The following is a 15337-nucleotide window of genomic DNA, read 5'->3' on the forward strand; positions in this document are numbered from 1 at the left end:
CGAGATAGTCATTCGTAACGAACTTGTCAGCCCGTCGCATCTCCATAACTCTATCGAGTATGAGGCAGATGTATAAGTCCGCCGATTCGCTGCCGAATGATTTCAGCCGTTGGAGATGCCCGTGGGTATGATGAAGACCGAAGCCAGCCTCGATGAAAAGGCGATTGTCGCCGCCGCCGAGAAGGCGCTCTCCGATATCGCCGCCATCCGCGGACAAGTCTCGAAGGTCATCTTCGGTCAGGAAAGCGTCGTCGAGAACACCATTCTCGCCGTGCTCTCCGGCGGCCATGCCCTGCTCGTCGGCGTCCCCGGCCTTGCCAAGACCAGACTGGTGACGACGCTTGGCGAAGTTCTCGGCCTTGCCGCCAACCGCATCCAGTTCACGCCGGATCTGATGCCCTCGGATATTCTCGGCTCCGAGGTAATGGACCAGGACGACAGTGGACGCCGCTCTTTTCGCTTCGTCAAGGGCCCTGTTTTCGCCCAGCTGCTGATGGCCGACGAAATCAACCGCGCCTCGCCGCGCACCCAGTCGGCCCTTCTGCAAGCGATGCAGGAATATCACATCACCATCGCCGGCCAGCGCTATGACCTGCCGGCGCCCTTCCACGTGCTTGCCACCCAGAACCCGCTCGAGCAGGAGGGCACCTATCCCCTGCCCGAGGCCCAGCTCGACCGCTTCCTGCTGCAGGTCGACGTCAACTATCCCGAGCTCGCCGCCGAGCGCCAGATCCTGCTAGAGACGACGGGTTTGGGCGAAACCCGGCCGGAAGCCGTCATCGACGCGCAGCGGCTGATCGAAATCCAGACCCTGGTGCGCCAGATGCCGGTGAGCGACACGGTCGTCGATGCCATCCTGGCGCTGGTGCGCTCCGCCCGCCCCGGACAGGGCAATGCCTCGACCGACAAGAACGTCGCCTGGGGCCCGGGCCCTCGCGCCGGCCAGGCGATGATGCTCTGCGCACGCGCCCGCGCGCTCTATGAAGGCCGTCTCGCGCCGTCGCTCGACGATATCTTCGCGCTTGCCGAACCCATTCTTCAGCACCGCATGGCGCTGACTTTCGCCGCCCGCGCCGAAGGCATGTCGGTGCGCGACGTCATCGCCGGATTGGTCAAGCAGGCAAAGGGATAAGGAAGCCGGACGCGTGGCATCTATCGGACAGATCGTCAACCCGACGCCAGGCAGCGATGCCCTTTCCCGCGCCAGGCAGCGGGCCGCCCTGGTGCCGGACTGCCTGGTGGAGGCCAAGCGCATCGCCAACACGGTGATCGCCGGCTGGCATGGCCGCCGCAAACGCGGCATCGGCGAAAATTTCTGGCAGTTCCGTCCCTATGCCGAGGGCGAAAGCCTGTCGCGCATCGATTGGCGCCGCTCCGCCCGCGACGACCATACCTATGTGCGCGAACGCGAATGGGAGGCGGCCCACACGATCTGGCTCTGGTGCGACATGTCGCCCTCGATGATGTACAAGTCGAGCTATGGCAGCGTCTCCAAGGAAAGCCGCGCGCTGGTCGTCATGCTGGCGCTGGCCGAAATCCTCGCCCGCTCCGGCGAGCGCATCGGCTGCCCCGGCATCATGGAACCCGTCTCCGCCCGCAACGCCGCCGAGCGCCTTGCAGCCGCGCTCATGCACACGCCGCTGACCGGCGGCCTGCCGGAAACGGCGATGATCCGCGGCTGGAGCGACCTCGTCCTCATCGGCGATTTCCTCGACGACGCCCCGGCGATCATGGAGCGTCTCGGTCCGCTTGCCCGCCGCGGCCTGCGCGGCCACGTGGTCGAGATCGCGGATCCCGCCGAGGAGATCTTCCCCTATAGCGGCCGCACCGAATTCACCGATCCGGAGAGCGGCGCCAAGCTCATCTCCGGCCGCGCCGAACACGTAAGAGAGGCCTATCGCAACGCCTATCTCGCCCGCAGGGACGGCCTCGGCCAATCGCTGCGCCATCTCGGCTGGACCTTTGCGACGCACCGCACCGATCATCTTGCCTCGGAGGCGCTGGTCGCGGTGCATATGTATCTTTCCGGCATGCCGGCCAAGGCAACGCATGGAGGGCAGCTATGAACGCCCTTCCCTTCGCTTTCGCCTATCCCGCCATTCTCGGCGCGCTCGTCGCCCTGCCCGTCATCTGGTGGCTGCTGCGGCTGACGCCGCCGCGGCCGAAGACCGAAGTCTTCCCGCCGCTGAAGATCCTCGCATCGGTGCTGAAGCGCGAGGAGACGCCGGCGCAAAGCCCCTGGTGGCTGACGCTGCTGCGCATGCTGCTCGCCGCCACCATCATCCTTGCGATCGCCGATCCGGTTTTCAATCCGCGCACCAGTTCGCTCGCATCCGGCGGCCCGCTCGTCCTCTTCGTCGACAACAGCTGGGCGGCGGCGCCCGATTGGGAACGCCGTATCCAGACTGCCGACGCGTTGATAGACGATGCAGAATCCGCCGGCACACCGGTGTCGATCGCCTTCACCGCCGATCCCACCAACGACGCCGTACCCGGCACCGCAGCGAGCGCTCGCGACAAGCTGCGCGCCGCCGAGCCGCGGCCCCTGGTGCCGGACCGCGAACGCGCCTTCCAGGCGCTGCGCGCCGCGCTGAACGGCATCAAGCCCGGCACCCTCGCCTTCCTGAGCGACGGCGCCGCCGCCAAGGCAGACGACGCCACGGTACGCAGGCTCGCCGAACTCCAGCCCGCCGATCTCCGCCTGATCGAGGGCGATGCCGCACGGACGGTCGCGATCACCGCGGCCAACAATGCGGCCGATGCCATGACCGTCAAGGTTACACGCCTGAACAGCTCGCATGCCGCATCCGTGGCGCTGAACGCCGTCGATAGCCAGGGCCGCTCGATCGCCAACGGCAGGGTGGATTTCCGTCCCGGCCAGAGCGTTGCAACCAGTTCGATCACCGCACCTTTCGAGATGCGCAACGATTTCGCCCGCGTCAGCGTCGATAACGGCGCGACGGCGGGCGCGGTCCATCTTCTCGACGACGCATTCAAGCGCCGCCGCGTCGTCTTGCTGTCGGGTGCAGGCGGGGATGAGTTCCAGCCGCTGCTCTCGCCGCTCTACTATATCCAGCGGGCGCTGCAACCCTATGCTGATCTGATCCAACCCAGCGATTCCGATCTTTCGGTCGCCATACCGAAACTTCTCGCCAACAATCCCTCCATCATCATCATGGCCGATATCGGCCGGCTGCCGGAGGAGACCTACGAACCTCTGACCCGCTGGATATCGAACGGCGGCATGCTGCTGCGCTTCGCCGGTCCGCGCATGGCGGCAGCCCCCGCGGACGATCCGCTGATCCCTGTCATCCTGCGCCAGGGAGAACGGGCGCTCGGGGGCACATTGTCCTGGAGCGAGCCGCAGTCGCTTGCCGAATTTCCGAGTTTCGGGCCTTTCGCCGGCATAACGCGCCCCGCCGATGTCGTCATCAAGCGGCAGGTGCTGGCCGAACCGACGCCCGATCTTGCCGAACGCACCTGGGCGAGCCTGGCTGACGGCACGCCGCTGGTCACGATGAAACAGCTCGCCTCCGGCCAGATCGTCCTGTTTCATGTCACGGCGGAAGCGACCTGGTCCGATCTGCCGATCTCAGGCACTTTCGTGGACATGCTGCGCCACCTGCTGCAGATATCGCGCTCGGGCGGCGTTACCTCGGAGGCGCGCGGCAATGCGCGTGTCTCGGAGACCCTGCCGCCGTTCCGCATGCTGACGGCCAAGGGCACGCTCGTCTCCGAGACCGGCGCGGCGCGGCCGCTCATCCCGCAGGCCGGAACCGAACCGACGGCGAATTTCGACAACCCGCCCGGGCTCTACGGTTCGGAGGATGGTTTCACTTCGCTGAACGTATTGCCCGAGAATGCCGAACTGACGCCGCTCGACACCACCGGCACCAATGCCGTGCGCGAAGGCCTGATCGGCGGCGAAAGCTGGTCGGCAAAGCCCGCGCTCTTTCTCGCAGCCTTTTTGCTGTTGCTCGCCGATAGCCTGGTCGTGCTCTTCATGAACGGCGCGTTCTCGCGCTCGCGCCCGGCTGTCCGCACTGCGGCGATGATCGCTATTGCGCTCGGCGCCGGCTTTCTCATGCAAGCCGGCACGCTTCACGCCAACGACTCCCGGCCCGGCGACGACCTCATCCTGCAAAGGCTCGACAACACGCACCTCGCCTATGTCGTCACCGGTGAACAGGAGGTGGACAATATATCCGAGCGCGGCCTCGAGGGCCTGACCCAGTTCCTGACCTTTCGCACCACGCTGGAGCCGGCGCCGCCGGTCGGCATCGACCTCACCAAGGACGAGCTTGCCTTCTATCCGATCATCTACTGGCCGGTTTCGGCGACGGCGCCGATGCCGTCTTCGGCGGCGATCAGCCGCATCGACGCCTATATGCGCAATGGCGGCACCGTGCTTTTCGATACGCGCGATCAGATCAGCGCACTGGACAATGGCGGCAATGTCAGCGCCAACGGCCAAAGGCTGCAGCAAATCCTCGGCAATCTCGACATTCCGCCGCTCGAGCCGGTGCCGTCGGATCACGTGCTGACGAAGTCCTTCTATCTCTTGTCGAGCTTTCCCGGTCGCTACACCGGCAGCCCGCTTTGGATCGAGGCTCGGCAGGGCGGCCGCGAAGCCACCGAAAAATCGGCGGCAACGGCCGACGGCGTTTCGCCGATCCTGATCACCGGCAATGATTTCGCCGGTGCCTGGGCAATCGACGACAACGGCATACCGATGCTGCCCACCGTGCCATCCGATGAAACACAGCGCGAATACGCCTATCGTTCCGGCGTCAACATCATGATGTATATGCTGACCGGCAACTACAAGACCGACCAGGTTCATGTTCCCGACCTTCTCGAACGGTTAGGGCAATGAGATGACGTTCGATTTTTCGCCCTTCCTGCCTTGGCCGGTTCTGGCCGCACTGGCTGCCGTCAGCGCCATCATAGCCGGCCTGGCGATCTGGCGCGGCATTCGCGGCGCCTGGATCCGGACACTGGCGGCACTCGCCATGCTGGCCGCCCTTGCCAATCCCGTCCTGTTGCAGGAGGACCGGGACCAGCTGTCGACCATCGTCCCCGTTCTCGTTGACCGAAGCCAGAGCCAGCAGACACCCGATCGCGTCAAGACGACAGACGATGCGCTTGCAGCCTTGAAAGGACAGCTCGCCCGCTTCCCCCAGATCGAACCTCGCTTCGTCGACGTCGAAGGCGACGTCAATTCAGACGTGCCGTCGACCCGGCTATTCGACGCGCTGTCTGCCAACATCGCCGATGTCCCGCCCGCCCGTATCGGCGGCGCCATCATGCTGACCGATGGCGAAGTCCATGATGTCCCGGCTGCCAATCAGGCGCTCGGTTTCGACGCGCCGATCCACGGCCTCATCACCGGCAAAGCCAACGAATTCGATCGCCGCATCGAAGTCATCAAGGGGCCGCGCTTCGGCATCGTCAACGAGGAGCAGCAGGTAATCTTGCGCGTCTTCGACGACGGCCCGAGCCCCGGCGGCACGGCCAATGTCACGGTGAAGCTGAACGGTGACGAGATCGCCACCCTGCAGGCGACGCCCGGCCAGGATACGCCCTTCTCGTTCAAGGTGCCGGCCGGCGGCAGCAACGTGCTCGAATTCTCGGTCGCAGCTCTTCCCGGCGAGGTCACCACCGCCAACAACCGCGCCGTCCACGTCATCGACGGCATCCGCCAGAATCTCCGCGTCCTGCTCGTCTCCGGCGAACCGCATGCCGGCGAACGCGCCTGGCGCAACCTCTTGAAATCCGATGCCTCGGTCGACCTCGTCCACTTCACCATTCTGCGTCCGCCGGAAAAGCAGGACGGCACGCCGATCAACGAACTGTCGCTGATCGCCTTTCCGACGCGGGAGCTCTTCGTCGACAAGATCAAGGATTTCGACCTGATCATCTTCGACCGCTACCAGCACCGCGGCGTGCTGCCGCTGCTCTATTACGATTATATCGCGCAATATGTCGACAATGGTGGCGCGCTGCTGATCGCCGCCGGTCCCGAGCATGCCGGCCCCGATTCCATCGCACTGACGCCGCTTTCCTCGGTCCTGCCCGCAACGCCCACCGGAGAAATGATCGAAAAAGCCTTCTATCCCCGCCTCTCGGAGGAGGGCCGCAAACATCCCGTCACCCGCGGCCTTGACGGTTCGGGCGAGGATCCGCCGCATTGGGGCCGCTGGTTCCGCAGCGTCGATGTCGACCGGCCGCAGGGCGAGACGATCATGCTCGGCGCCGACAACCATCCGCTGCTGGTGCTGAACCGCGCCGGCCAGGGCCGCGTCGCCATGCTGCTTTCCGACCAGGGCTGGCTGTGGGCGCGCGGCTTCGAAGGCGGCGGTCCGAATGTGTCGCTCTATCGCCGTATCGCCCATTGGCTGATGAAGGAGCCGGCGCTCGAGGAAGAAGCGCTGACGGCGCGCGCCTCCGGCCGGACACTTGAAGTCACGCGCCAGACGATCGGCGACAATCCCGGCAACGCCACTGTACGTTATCCCTCCGGCAAGACCGAAACCCTGGCGCTCACCCAATCCGAACCCGGGCTCTACAAGGCCGAGAAGCGGATGGACGAAATCGGCCTCTTCGAAATCCGCAACGGCAAGCTGTCGACGCTTGTGCATATCGGCGCCGTCGACGCACCGGAATTCAAGGCGATGATCTCGACGACCGATGTGCTGAAGCCAGTGGCCGACAGAAGCAAGGGTCTCGTCACCCGCGTTGCCAATGAAAATGGCAGGATCAACGTACCGCCGATCCTGCCGGTGCGCGGTCAGGTGCGCGTCGCCGACAATGATCGCATGATGATCCGCATGACCAGCGAGACGGTGTTGAAGGGCATCAACACGCTGCCGCTCTTTGCCGGTTTTGCCGGCGTCGGCATTCTGCTGCTCGCCTTCGGAACCATGTGGTGGCGCGAAGGGCGTTAGAGCCTTTCCTGGTCAGATTGAAGCATTCTGTTGGCTCAAACGGAGTCGGATGGTCGACCGGCCGGCGCGTGTCGTAGCCCAGCTCTACGGCCAAGCCGGCCGGTCGATCAGCCGGCCCGTTTCAGCCAACCCGAAGGGCCGGGCATCTTTCCGTCAGGGCAAAGGCGATCGGCTCGGACGTACCAAGGGGTATGCCCTTCGCCAATCGCCTTTGCCCTGACGAAAACCTGCTCCGGCAGAATGCTTCAATCTGACCAGGAAAGGCTCTCACTCATGCCGGCATTCGAGCTAACCGCCTCACCCTCGCCGGAGGAACTCGCTGCTATCACCGATGCGCTCTCGGCCTTCAATACCGGTGATGTCGGCCCTTCCGATCGCCGGCCGCTTGCCGTCCTCATCCGCGACACCGATGGCAAGGTGACCGGCGGTCTTTCTGGCTTTACCGCCTGGGGCTGGCTCTTCACCCAGATGCTCTATATTCCCGAGACGCTGCGCGGCACTGGCCTTGCCGGCAAGATCCTCGCCAAAGCAGAAGAAGAGGCGAAAGCCCGGGGCTGCCGCGGCGCCTGGATCGATACGTTCAGCCCGCAGGCCCTGCGAGCCTATCTGCGTCAGGGTTATGAGGTCTTCGGGGAGCTTGAGGATTTCCCGGACGGCCGCACACGCAGCTTCCTCCGGAAAAATCTCTAAATCATCCGTGCCAGGCGATGATGCCCTTCAGCCGCTCGTGCACGCCCTCGGCGATCGGAACGACGAGCACGCGGCCGGGATCGACGGGTCCTGGAAAGGACAGCGCGCTGTAGGCGACCTTCTCGAAGCCGAGCGGGCCGTAATAGGGCGGGTCGCCGACCAGGATGACGGCTTCCGAACCCTTGCGTCTTGCCGCCTCGACCGCGATCCGCACCAGCTCGCGGCCGATGCCCTGGTTCTTGTGCGAGGGGCGGACGGCGAGCGGGCCGAGCAGATGGCCTTTCACGCTGCCGGCCAGCACCGGCGTCATCCGCACGGAAGCGATCGTCTCGCCGTTATCGGTGCAGATGAAGGAGAGCGACAGGTCATGCGGCCCCTGCTCGCGGATCCGCGCGGCGGCGCGCGTGAAGCGGCCGGGACCGAAGGCTTCTTCGTTGATGTGTTCGATGGCAGCGTCATGAGACGCGTCTTCGGTGAGGTAGACGAGATCGTGCTTGTACATGATGACAGAAACCGGATGGACAGATGGATGGGTCTCGAACACGCCTTGGGCGTTCGGGAGCATCAGCGTCGTCGCGGGTTTCTGGAAATGAACATCAGGCAGGGGTCTCTCAAATCGTGACAAGGCCGATAGCAGGAAAAATTTCCGCCGTCCAACGCAAAATGCACACGGCAGCATCCGGATTATGTGAACGGCGTGACGCACTGTTCAATCTTTACCGCCTGCAAAGCCCCGCTATCTCAGCTAACTTCGGTCCCGACACGCCAATGAAGGAAATGAAGATTATGGGAATGCTGGTGGACGGCGTCTGGCATGACGTCTGGTACGACACGAAGGAGAGCAAGGGTCAGTTCAAACGGCAGCCCTCGCAGTTCCGCAACTGGGTGACATCGGACGGCGCCGCCGGCCCTTCCGGCAGCGGCGGTTTCAAGGCCGAGGCCGGGCGCTACCATCTCTATGTCTCGCTCGCCTGCCCCTGGGCGCACCGCACCCTGATCTTCCGCAAGCTGAAGAAGCTGGAGGACCTGATTTCGGTTTCCGTCGTCGACCCGCTGATGGTCGAAAACGGCTGGGAGTTCAAGACCGGCGATGGCGCCACCGGCGATCATCTCTTCGGCGCTGGAACGCTCTGGCAGATCTACGCCAAGGCCGATCCGCACTATTCCGGCCGTGTGACCGTTCCCGTTCTTTGGGACAAGAAGACCGGGACGATCGTCAACAATGAATCGGCCGAAATCATCCGCATGTTCAACAGCGCCTTCGACGGGCTGACGGGCTCGAAGGCCGATTTCTATCCTGAGGATCTTCGCGCCGAAATCGACGCGCTGAACGCCATCGTCTACGACACCGTCAACAACGGCGTCTACAAGGCGGGCTTTGCCACCACCCAGGACGCCTATGAGGAAAATGTCGGCAAGCTGTTCGAGACGCTCGATATGCTCGACGAACGCCTGGGCAAGAGCCGCTACCTCGTCGGCGACAGGCTGACCGAGGCCGACTGGCGCCTGTTCACCACGCTGGTGCGCTTTGATCCCGTCTATGTCGGCCATTTCAAGTGCAACATCCGCCGCATCGCCGACTACCGCAATCTGCCCGGTTATCTCAGGGATCTCTATCAAACGGCAGGCGTTGCCGAGACGGTGAACCTCAAGCACATCAAGCAGCATTATTACCGCAGCCACAAGACGATCAACCCGACCGGAATCGTCCCCGTCGGCCCGGCGCTCGATCTCGACAGTCCGCATGGTCGCGCCAGGCTGAATGCCGCCTGAAACCTCTCACCAGCGGTGGTCGGGCTCCTGCTCGCCCCGCAACTCGGCCAGGCGGCGATGCGTCGCCTCCGTCGTGCCCGCCGGCAGGTCGTCGAGGGAAAAGAAGCCGCTGTCGGAGATTTCCCAATCCGGCGGGCGCGGCGCCGTCTGCTCGACGCTCGCCCGGTAGAATACGACATGGTCGCGCCTTGTGGTCGTGGTGTTGAAATAGACCTGGACCAGCTGCGGTTTGCCGATGATCCTAAGATTGCCCTCTTCGCGCAGTTCCTTGGCGAGCGCTTCTTCGACCGTCTCGTTGCGTTCCAGCCCGCCGCCCGGCATATGCCAGCCGCCGACATAGCTGTGGCGCACCAGGAAAATCCGCCCTTCCGCATCGAAGCAGGCGGCCCTGACACCCATCGTCATGCCGCGGGCGAAGGAGAAATAGACATGCAGGAGGCGCAAGGCCAGCCTGATGTGAGGGGGCCGCTTCTCTTTATCCACCATCGTATCGTTTCAGCCCTTCATCGCGCCGGATGTGTTTGATTTGTCAATAAGCTGGTCTATGTCTCGTAGCATGTTCAAGCTCGCGCATATTTCCGACGTCCACCTCGGGCCGCTGCCCCGTCTTTCCATCCAGGAGCTGTTTTCAAAACGCATAACGGGCTTTGTGAACTGGCATCGAAATCGACGCAAGCACCTTTTCGGCAGCACGCTGGATCTGCTGCTCGACGACATCCGCGCCCATCAGGCCGATCATCTGGCCGTCACCGGCGACCTTGTCAATCTGGCGAGCGGCATCGAGATCCGCGCCGCCGCCGCCTGGCTGCGCGAACTCGGCGACCCCGCCGACACCTCGGTCGTTCCCGGCAATCACGACGCCTATGTGCCCGGTGCCTACGAGAAGTCGATGCGCGCCTGGTATGATTATGTCCGCGGCGACCTCGCTCCGCCGCAATGGCAGGAGGATCGCCATATCTTCCCCTATCTGCGCATCCGCGGCAAAGTCGCGATCGTCGGCTGCTCGACGGCGGTCGCGACACCTCCCTTTGCCGCCTCCGGCTTTTTCGGCGCCCGCCAGGCCCGCGATACCGTCAACATGCTGCGCGCGGCCGGCGAGGCCGGTCTCTTCCGCGTCGTCATGATCCATCATCCGCCGATCCGCGGCGCCACCACCTTCTACAAGCGCATGATCGGCATTCGCCGCTTCGCAGCGGTGATTTCGACCGGCGGCGCCGAGCTGGTGCTGCACGGGCATACGCACCTCAACACGCTGCACTGGCTGCGCGGCCAAGTGCAGCCGGTGCCTGTCGTCGGCATCGCCTCGGCCTCGCAGGGGCCGGGCAGCATCAAGCCGCCCGGCGCCTACAACCTCTTCTCCATCGATGGTTCTCCCGGCGCCTGGGAGCTCAGCGGCGAGCGCTTCAGCCTCAACCGGTCCGGCGATGCGGTGATGCCGGAAAGCGTCGATATTTTCGCGCGTTAGCGCCGGATCCGGACTCTGTTCATCCAGAACTTGAATCGATCTGAGAAGACATCGGACCATCGTGGCAACATTTGCCGCAGAGACCGCTTACCCCCTTGGTATTTTTAATCGTAAGCGTACAATCCGGCCAACCGCATTGCCTCAGAACGGAGCCCGCCGATGACTTCTTCTTTCCGTCACCTGTCCAGACTTTCCCTCGCCGCCGGCTTCGCCTTCGGCATTGCCACGGCCGCTTTTGCGGTCGGCGGCAGCAATGATGACACCAATCCGCCGCCGAAGACCGAGACGACCAAGACCTGCACCGGCGGCAAGGTCTGGGACAAGGCCAAGAAGGAATGCGTCAACCCGAAGAAGAGCAGCTTCAATGACGACGATCTCTATAAGTTTGCCCGGGAGTTTGCCTATGCCGGCCAGTATGAGAACGCCATCACAGTGCTCAATCTCGCCCGCAACCAGAACGACCCGCGCATCCTGAACTATCTCGGCTACGCCAACCGCAAGGCCGGCCGCATGGAGCTCGGCATGTCCTATTACCGCAAGGCGCTGCAGGCGGATGAAAACTACATCCTCGCCCGCTCCTACATGGGCATGGCGCTGGTGGAACAGGGAGATATCCAGGGGGCCCGCGTCCAGCTCGTCGAAATCCGCGATCGCGGCGGCGAAGGCACATGGGCCTATCGCGCTCTGCTGCAGAGCTTGAATGGCTACAAGACATATTGACGCAAGTTTTGTGGACCATAATACGAAAATCCCTCGAGAAAAGGGGATGAAGACAGCCGAATGCTTGCGCAGTGCAGGAGACTTGTTTCATAAAGCACATGCATCGTCGGCGTCGATAAGGCCGGCTTCGCGCCCGACGGCGAACCCTTCGTCCGCGAAACCATTGTGAATGCTTCTTGGATAGACAATGCGTCAACCCGCAACGACCATCGACCTCCGGCGTGATCTCGTCGGCCTTCTGCCCCGCCTTCGCCGTTTCGCGATCACGCTCGCGGGTGAGGCTGCCGTGGCCGACGAACTCGTTCAGGCAGTCTGTCAGCGCGCCATCGCCAAAGGCCATCAATGGAGCGGTGAAGGCCGGCTGGAAAGCTGGATCTATACGCTTGCCCGCCAACAGTGGACGGACGACAGCCGCAAGCGCAAGCCGAAGGCTTCCGTCCGCGGCAACGTCACCGATATCAGAGAAGCCGCGCGCGAGCGCTCGGCTGCAGTCGATCCCGACGCGATCCATCGCATGATCGCCGATATGCCGGAGGGCCTCTCCAGCATGTTCCTGCTCGTCGACGTCGAAGGCCACAGCTACCAGCAGGCGGCCGACATCATGGGCACGCCAGTGGCAAACGTCGTCTCGCAGCTTGCCACCGCCAGGCTGCATTTTGCCGGGCTCGCCGACACTCACCCGATCCACAGGTATTGAATTTGCCCGATCTTAGGAAATTGCCGCTCGAAGCCCAGCTCACCGCCCTTCTCGACGGCGAGGTCTCGCCCGAACAGCGCCACGAGCTGGAGCAGCGCCTGGCAGACGACGAGAACGCACGCCGGCTGCATGAGAGGCTGCGCCACGGCGCCGATTTCGGCCGCCGCCGCCTCGACGATATCCTGAAGGAGCCGGTGCCGCTCGCCCTCGTCCGCTCGATCAAGAGCACGCAACCGCCGAAGACGCCGATCGCCCAGCGCGCCACGCGCCCGCAAGTAAAACTGGCGCCGAGCGGCCCGCAAGCGCTGGCCGCCGCTCTCATCCTCTTCGCCGTCGGTTGCGGCATCGGCTATTTCGTCGGCATCAGCCCGGATGCCGACGAGGTCGCCACCACGACCGCCGCAGCACCTGCCAATACCAACGACTGGCTCGGCGACGTCACCGCCTATCAGCGGCTGCTGATCCGTCAGCCCCGTCATCTCGTCGAAGTGCCCGCCTCGCAGGCCGAGGAAATCTCCAGCTGGCTGACGACCGCGATCGGCGTGCCTTTCCGCGTGCCCGATCTCAGCGCCGAATCCTGGACTTTCCAGGGCGCCCGCGTCATTCTCGGTGACAGCCGCCCTGTCGGCCAGCTCGTCTATTCCAACGCCGACGGCGACGTCATCTCCATCTGCTTCCGCAAGGACGCGCTGCCGCCGGAGGCCGACGACTTCAAGGAAACGATCAAGGACGAGATCGGTCTTGTCACATGGCACAATGCCGGCACGTCCTACGTGCTTGCCGGCCCCTCCGCCGAAGCCGCCCTCGGCCAGCTCGCCATGAAAATCGCCACGGCGATTTGATACCGCCTATCCTATGCGGCGAATGGTGAGCGTGCCAGCGAACCAAAATCGACCGTCAGCACCCGCCGCCCCTCCGCCGTCGGTTGAGGGGGCCACACGGCACGCCTTTATTGCTCTTGCTCAGTGAAGACGCAACGAAGCCAACCTAATCGTCAGGCCGCGCCGCAACAAAACGGTCGCGGCCTGAATCTTTCCAAGATCAGGCCTTTCCGGCCTTCAGCTCGAGCACACGATTGGCCGCTGAGACGATTGCTTCCAGCGATGCCGCGACGATGTTGGTGTTGATGCCGGCGCCGAAGAGCTTGCCGCCGGGATAGGAGGTCTCGACATAGGAGATCGCCGCCGCGTTCGAGCCGTGCTGCAGCGAATGCTCGGAATAGTCCTCGACCGACATCTCGATACCGAGATAATGCGACAGCGCGTTGATGAAGCCGTCGATCGGGCCGTTACCGTGTCCCTCGATGCGCTTTATCTCGCCATTATCGGTGATCTCGGCCGCGACGATCCGCTGGCCCTTGCGCTCGGTGTCGGGATAGGTGTGGTGATCGACGAATTTGAGGCGCGCATCGGGCTGGGTCACGTAGCGCTCGATGAAACGATCATAGATGCGCTTGGAGGGAAGCTCCTTGCCCTCGACATCGGTGATGCGCTGGATGTCCTCGCGGAACTCGACCTGCAGGTTGCGCGGCAGGTTGAGACCGTAATCCTGCTGCAGGATATAGGCGATGCCGCCCTTGCCGGACTGCGAGTTGATGCGGATGATCGCCTCGTAGGAACGGCCGACGTCGCGCGGATCGATCGGCAGATAGGGCACTTCCCAGACCGGATGGTTGGCGACCTGCGCGGCCTTCATGCCCTTGTTGATCGCATCCTGATGCGAGCCGGAGAAGGCCGTATAGACCAGCTCGCCGACATAGGGGTGGCGCTCTGCAATCGCCATCTGGTTCGAATATTCGAACACTTCCTTGATGCGCTCGATGTTCGAGCAGTCGATCCCGGGATCGACCCCTTGCGTGAACATGTTCAGCGCCATCGTCACCACGTCGACATTGCCGGTGCGCTCGCCATTGCCGAAGAGCGTACCTTCGACGCGGTCGGCGCCCGCCAGCAAGGCCAGTTCGGCGGCAGCAATCCCTGTGCCGCGATCATTATGCGGATGCAGGGAAATGATCAGGTTCTCGCGATTGTCGAGGTTGCGGCACATCCATTCGATCTGGTCGGCATAGACGTTCGGCGTCGCCATCTCGACGGTGGACGGCAGGTTGATGATCAGCTTGTTATCGGGCGTCGGCTTGACGACTTCGATGACGCCATTGCAGATTTCCAGCGCCACTTCGAGCTCGGTGCCGGTAAAGCTTTCGGGCGAATATTCGAAACGGTAGCCGCCGCCGGCCTTGGCCGCCATGTCGGTGATCATTTTGGCGGCATCAACGGCGATCTGCTTGATGCCCTGCACATCCTTGGCGAAGACGACACGACGCTGCAGCTCGCTGGTCGAATTGTAGAAATGCACGATCGGCCGGTTGGCACCTTCCAGCGCGTCGAAGGTGCGGGTGATCAGTTCCGGGCGGCACTGCACCAGCACCTGCAGGGAAACGTCGGCGGGCACATTGCCCTCCTCCACGCACCAGCGGGCAAAATCGAAGTCGGTCTGCGAAGCGGAGGGGAAGCCGATCTCGATTTCCTTGAAGCCCATCTCCAGCAGCAGCTGGAACATGCGCGCCTTGCGGTCATGACCCATGGGGTCGACGAGCGCCTGATTGCCGTCGCGCAGGTCGACCGAGCACCAGACCGGCGCCTTGGTGATGGTTTTCGTCGGCCAGGTGCGATCGGGAATGTTCACCTGCGGATAGGGCCGGTATTTCACCGCCGCATCGGGCATGCCTTTTGCAGCGCTTTTGGAGGATTGCGTCTTCGCGTCCATTGTCTTGTCTCCTCGTCCCGGCATTTGTCCCGCTCTTAGCCGATCACATCGGGCTTGGCGATAAACAAATGCGGACCTTCGTCGGTCATTAGGTCAATTTTGAAAGTGAGTCGCGAGGAGCGATGGCCGGCGGGCTTTCGGCCGCCGGGCGCTCCTCAAAGGACCCGGCAACCGCGCGTAAGGCCGAGGAGAAGAAGCGAGGTCAGGGCGCGCGAGTTGTCACGCAGGGCAATGCGGCCGCGTGCAATCGTCTCGGAAATCTTGGCGCCAGTGGTCTTC

Annotated in this window: 13 protein-coding genes; 10 read left to right on the forward strand and 3 right to left on the reverse strand. The window is 63.5% G+C overall.

From position 1 onward, the window contains the following. The first annotated feature begins 121 nt into the window (after window positions 1-121). The 5 genes from CO666_RS04460 (at window position 122) to CO666_RS04490 (ending at window position 7637) form a co-directional block, all read left to right on the forward strand. Window positions 122-1132 carry an AAA family ATPase gene (locus CO666_RS04460; protein ID WP_097610917.1) on the forward strand — a complete coding sequence of 337 codons (1011 nt, stop codon included), beginning with the start codon at window positions 122-124 and terminating at the stop codon, window positions 1130-1132. Between the two features lie 13 nt (window positions 1133-1145). Further along, window positions 1146-2066, forward strand: coding sequence for a DUF58 domain-containing protein (locus CO666_RS04465; RefSeq protein WP_097610918.1), 921 nt, complete (start codon window positions 1146-1148; stop codon window positions 2064-2066). Then, window positions 2063-4876 carry a DUF4159 domain-containing protein gene (locus CO666_RS04470; protein ID WP_097610919.1) on the forward strand — a complete coding sequence of 938 codons (2814 nt, stop codon included), beginning with the start codon at window positions 2063-2065 and terminating at the stop codon, window positions 4874-4876. The genes CO666_RS04465 and CO666_RS04470 overlap by 4 nt, the downstream gene beginning before the upstream one ends. A 1-nt stretch (window position 4877) precedes the next feature. Beyond that, entirely contained in the window at window positions 4878-6947 is a 2070-nt protein-coding gene (locus tag CO666_RS04475; protein WP_097610920.1) for a hypothetical protein, read from the forward strand. A 273-nt stretch (window positions 6948-7220) separates the two neighbouring features. Beyond that, entirely contained in the window at window positions 7221-7637 is a 417-nt protein-coding gene (locus CO666_RS04490) for a GNAT family N-acetyltransferase (RefSeq protein WP_097610921.1), read from the forward strand. A gap of 1 nt (window position 7638) precedes the next feature. Here the strand turns inward: CO666_RS04490 and CO666_RS04495 are convergent, their stop codons facing one another. After that, window positions 7639-8202, reverse strand: coding sequence for a GNAT family N-acetyltransferase (locus tag CO666_RS04495; protein WP_097610922.1), 564 nt, complete (start codon window positions 8200-8202; stop codon window positions 7639-7641). Window positions 8203-8423: 221 nt separating this feature from the next. Here CO666_RS04495 and CO666_RS04500 point away from each other — a divergent pair, with 221 nt between their 5' ends. Then, the gene (locus CO666_RS04500) at window positions 8424-9410 is read left to right on the forward strand and encodes a glutathione S-transferase family protein (protein ID WP_097610923.1); all 987 of its coding nucleotides are present in this window, start codon (window positions 8424-8426) and stop codon (window positions 9408-9410) included. A gap of 6 nt (window positions 9411-9416) precedes the next feature. On the opposite strand, the gene CO666_RS04505 is transcribed toward CO666_RS04500, so the two are convergent. After that, a complete protein-coding gene (locus CO666_RS04505) occupies window positions 9417-9896 on the reverse strand; it encodes an NUDIX domain-containing protein (RefSeq protein ID WP_097610924.1) in 480 nt (159 codons plus the stop codon). A gap of 70 nt (window positions 9897-9966) precedes the next feature. On the opposite strand from CO666_RS04505, the gene CO666_RS04510 reads away from it, so the two are divergent. The 4 genes from CO666_RS04510 (at window position 9967) to CO666_RS04525 (ending at window position 13134) form a co-directional block, all read left to right on the forward strand. Next, window positions 9967-10875 carry a metallophosphoesterase family protein gene (locus CO666_RS04510; RefSeq protein ID WP_097610925.1) on the forward strand — a complete coding sequence of 303 codons (909 nt, stop codon included), beginning with the start codon at window positions 9967-9969 and terminating at the stop codon, window positions 10873-10875. Between the two features lie 159 nt (window positions 10876-11034). Continuing rightward, window positions 11035-11595, forward strand: a complete 561-nt coding sequence (locus CO666_RS04515; protein ID WP_010069547.1) for a tetratricopeptide repeat protein — start codon at window positions 11035-11037, stop codon at window positions 11593-11595. 187 nt (window positions 11596-11782) lie between these two features. Next, window positions 11783-12292 carry an RNA polymerase sigma factor gene (locus tag CO666_RS04520; RefSeq protein WP_097610926.1) on the forward strand — a complete coding sequence of 170 codons (510 nt, stop codon included), beginning with the start codon at window positions 11783-11785 and terminating at the stop codon, window positions 12290-12292. Between the two features lie 2 nt (window positions 12293-12294). Next, window positions 12295-13134, forward strand: coding sequence for an anti-sigma factor family protein (locus tag CO666_RS04525; protein WP_097610927.1), 840 nt, complete (start codon window positions 12295-12297; stop codon window positions 13132-13134). Between the two features lie 199 nt (window positions 13135-13333). On the opposite strand, the gene leuA is transcribed toward CO666_RS04525, so the two are convergent. Further along, window positions 13334-15058: a 2-isopropylmalate synthase gene (leuA, locus tag CO666_RS04530; RefSeq protein WP_097610928.1), complete on the reverse strand. Its 1725-nt coding sequence runs from the start codon at window positions 15056-15058 to the stop codon at window positions 13334-13336. Window positions 15059-15337 lie beyond the last annotated feature (279 nt).

Source organism: Rhizobium chutanense (assembly GCF_002531935.1).
In the GTDB taxonomy this organism is placed as follows: Bacteria; Pseudomonadota; Alphaproteobacteria; order Rhizobiales; family Rhizobiaceae; genus Rhizobium; species Rhizobium chutanense.

Excerpts from the sequence above, each read along its gene's own strand:
- CO666_RS04470 (WP_097610919.1), top strand. The coding sequence starts at position 2,063 with ATGAACGCCCTTCCCTTCGCTTTCGCCTATCCCGCCATTCTCGGCGCG.
- CO666_RS04475 (WP_097610920.1), top strand. The coding sequence starts at position 4,878 with ATGACGTTCGATTTTTCGCCCTTCCTGCCTTGGCCGGTTCTGGCCGCA.
- CO666_RS04490 (WP_097610921.1), top strand. The coding sequence starts at position 7,221 with ATGCCGGCATTCGAGCTAACCGCCTCACCCTCGCCGGAGGAACTCGCT.
- CO666_RS04495 (WP_097610922.1), bottom strand. The coding sequence starts at position 8,202 with ATGCTCCCGAACGCCCAAGGCGTGTTCGAGACCCATCCATCTGTCCAT.
- CO666_RS04500 (WP_097610923.1), top strand. The coding sequence starts at position 8,424 with ATGGGAATGCTGGTGGACGGCGTCTGGCATGACGTCTGGTACGACACG.
- CO666_RS04505 (WP_097610924.1), bottom strand. The coding sequence starts at position 9,896 with ATGGTGGATAAAGAGAAGCGGCCCCCTCACATCAGGCTGGCCTTGCGC.
- CO666_RS04510 (WP_097610925.1), top strand. The coding sequence starts at position 9,967 with ATGTTCAAGCTCGCGCATATTTCCGACGTCCACCTCGGGCCGCTGCCC.
- CO666_RS04515 (WP_010069547.1), top strand. The coding sequence starts at position 11,035 with ATGACTTCTTCTTTCCGTCACCTGTCCAGACTTTCCCTCGCCGCCGGC.
- CO666_RS04520 (WP_097610926.1), top strand. The coding sequence starts at position 11,783 with ATGCGTCAACCCGCAACGACCATCGACCTCCGGCGTGATCTCGTCGGC.
- leuA (WP_097610928.1), bottom strand. The coding sequence starts at position 15,058 with ATGGACGCGAAGACGCAATCCTCCAAAAGCGCTGCAAAAGGCATGCCC.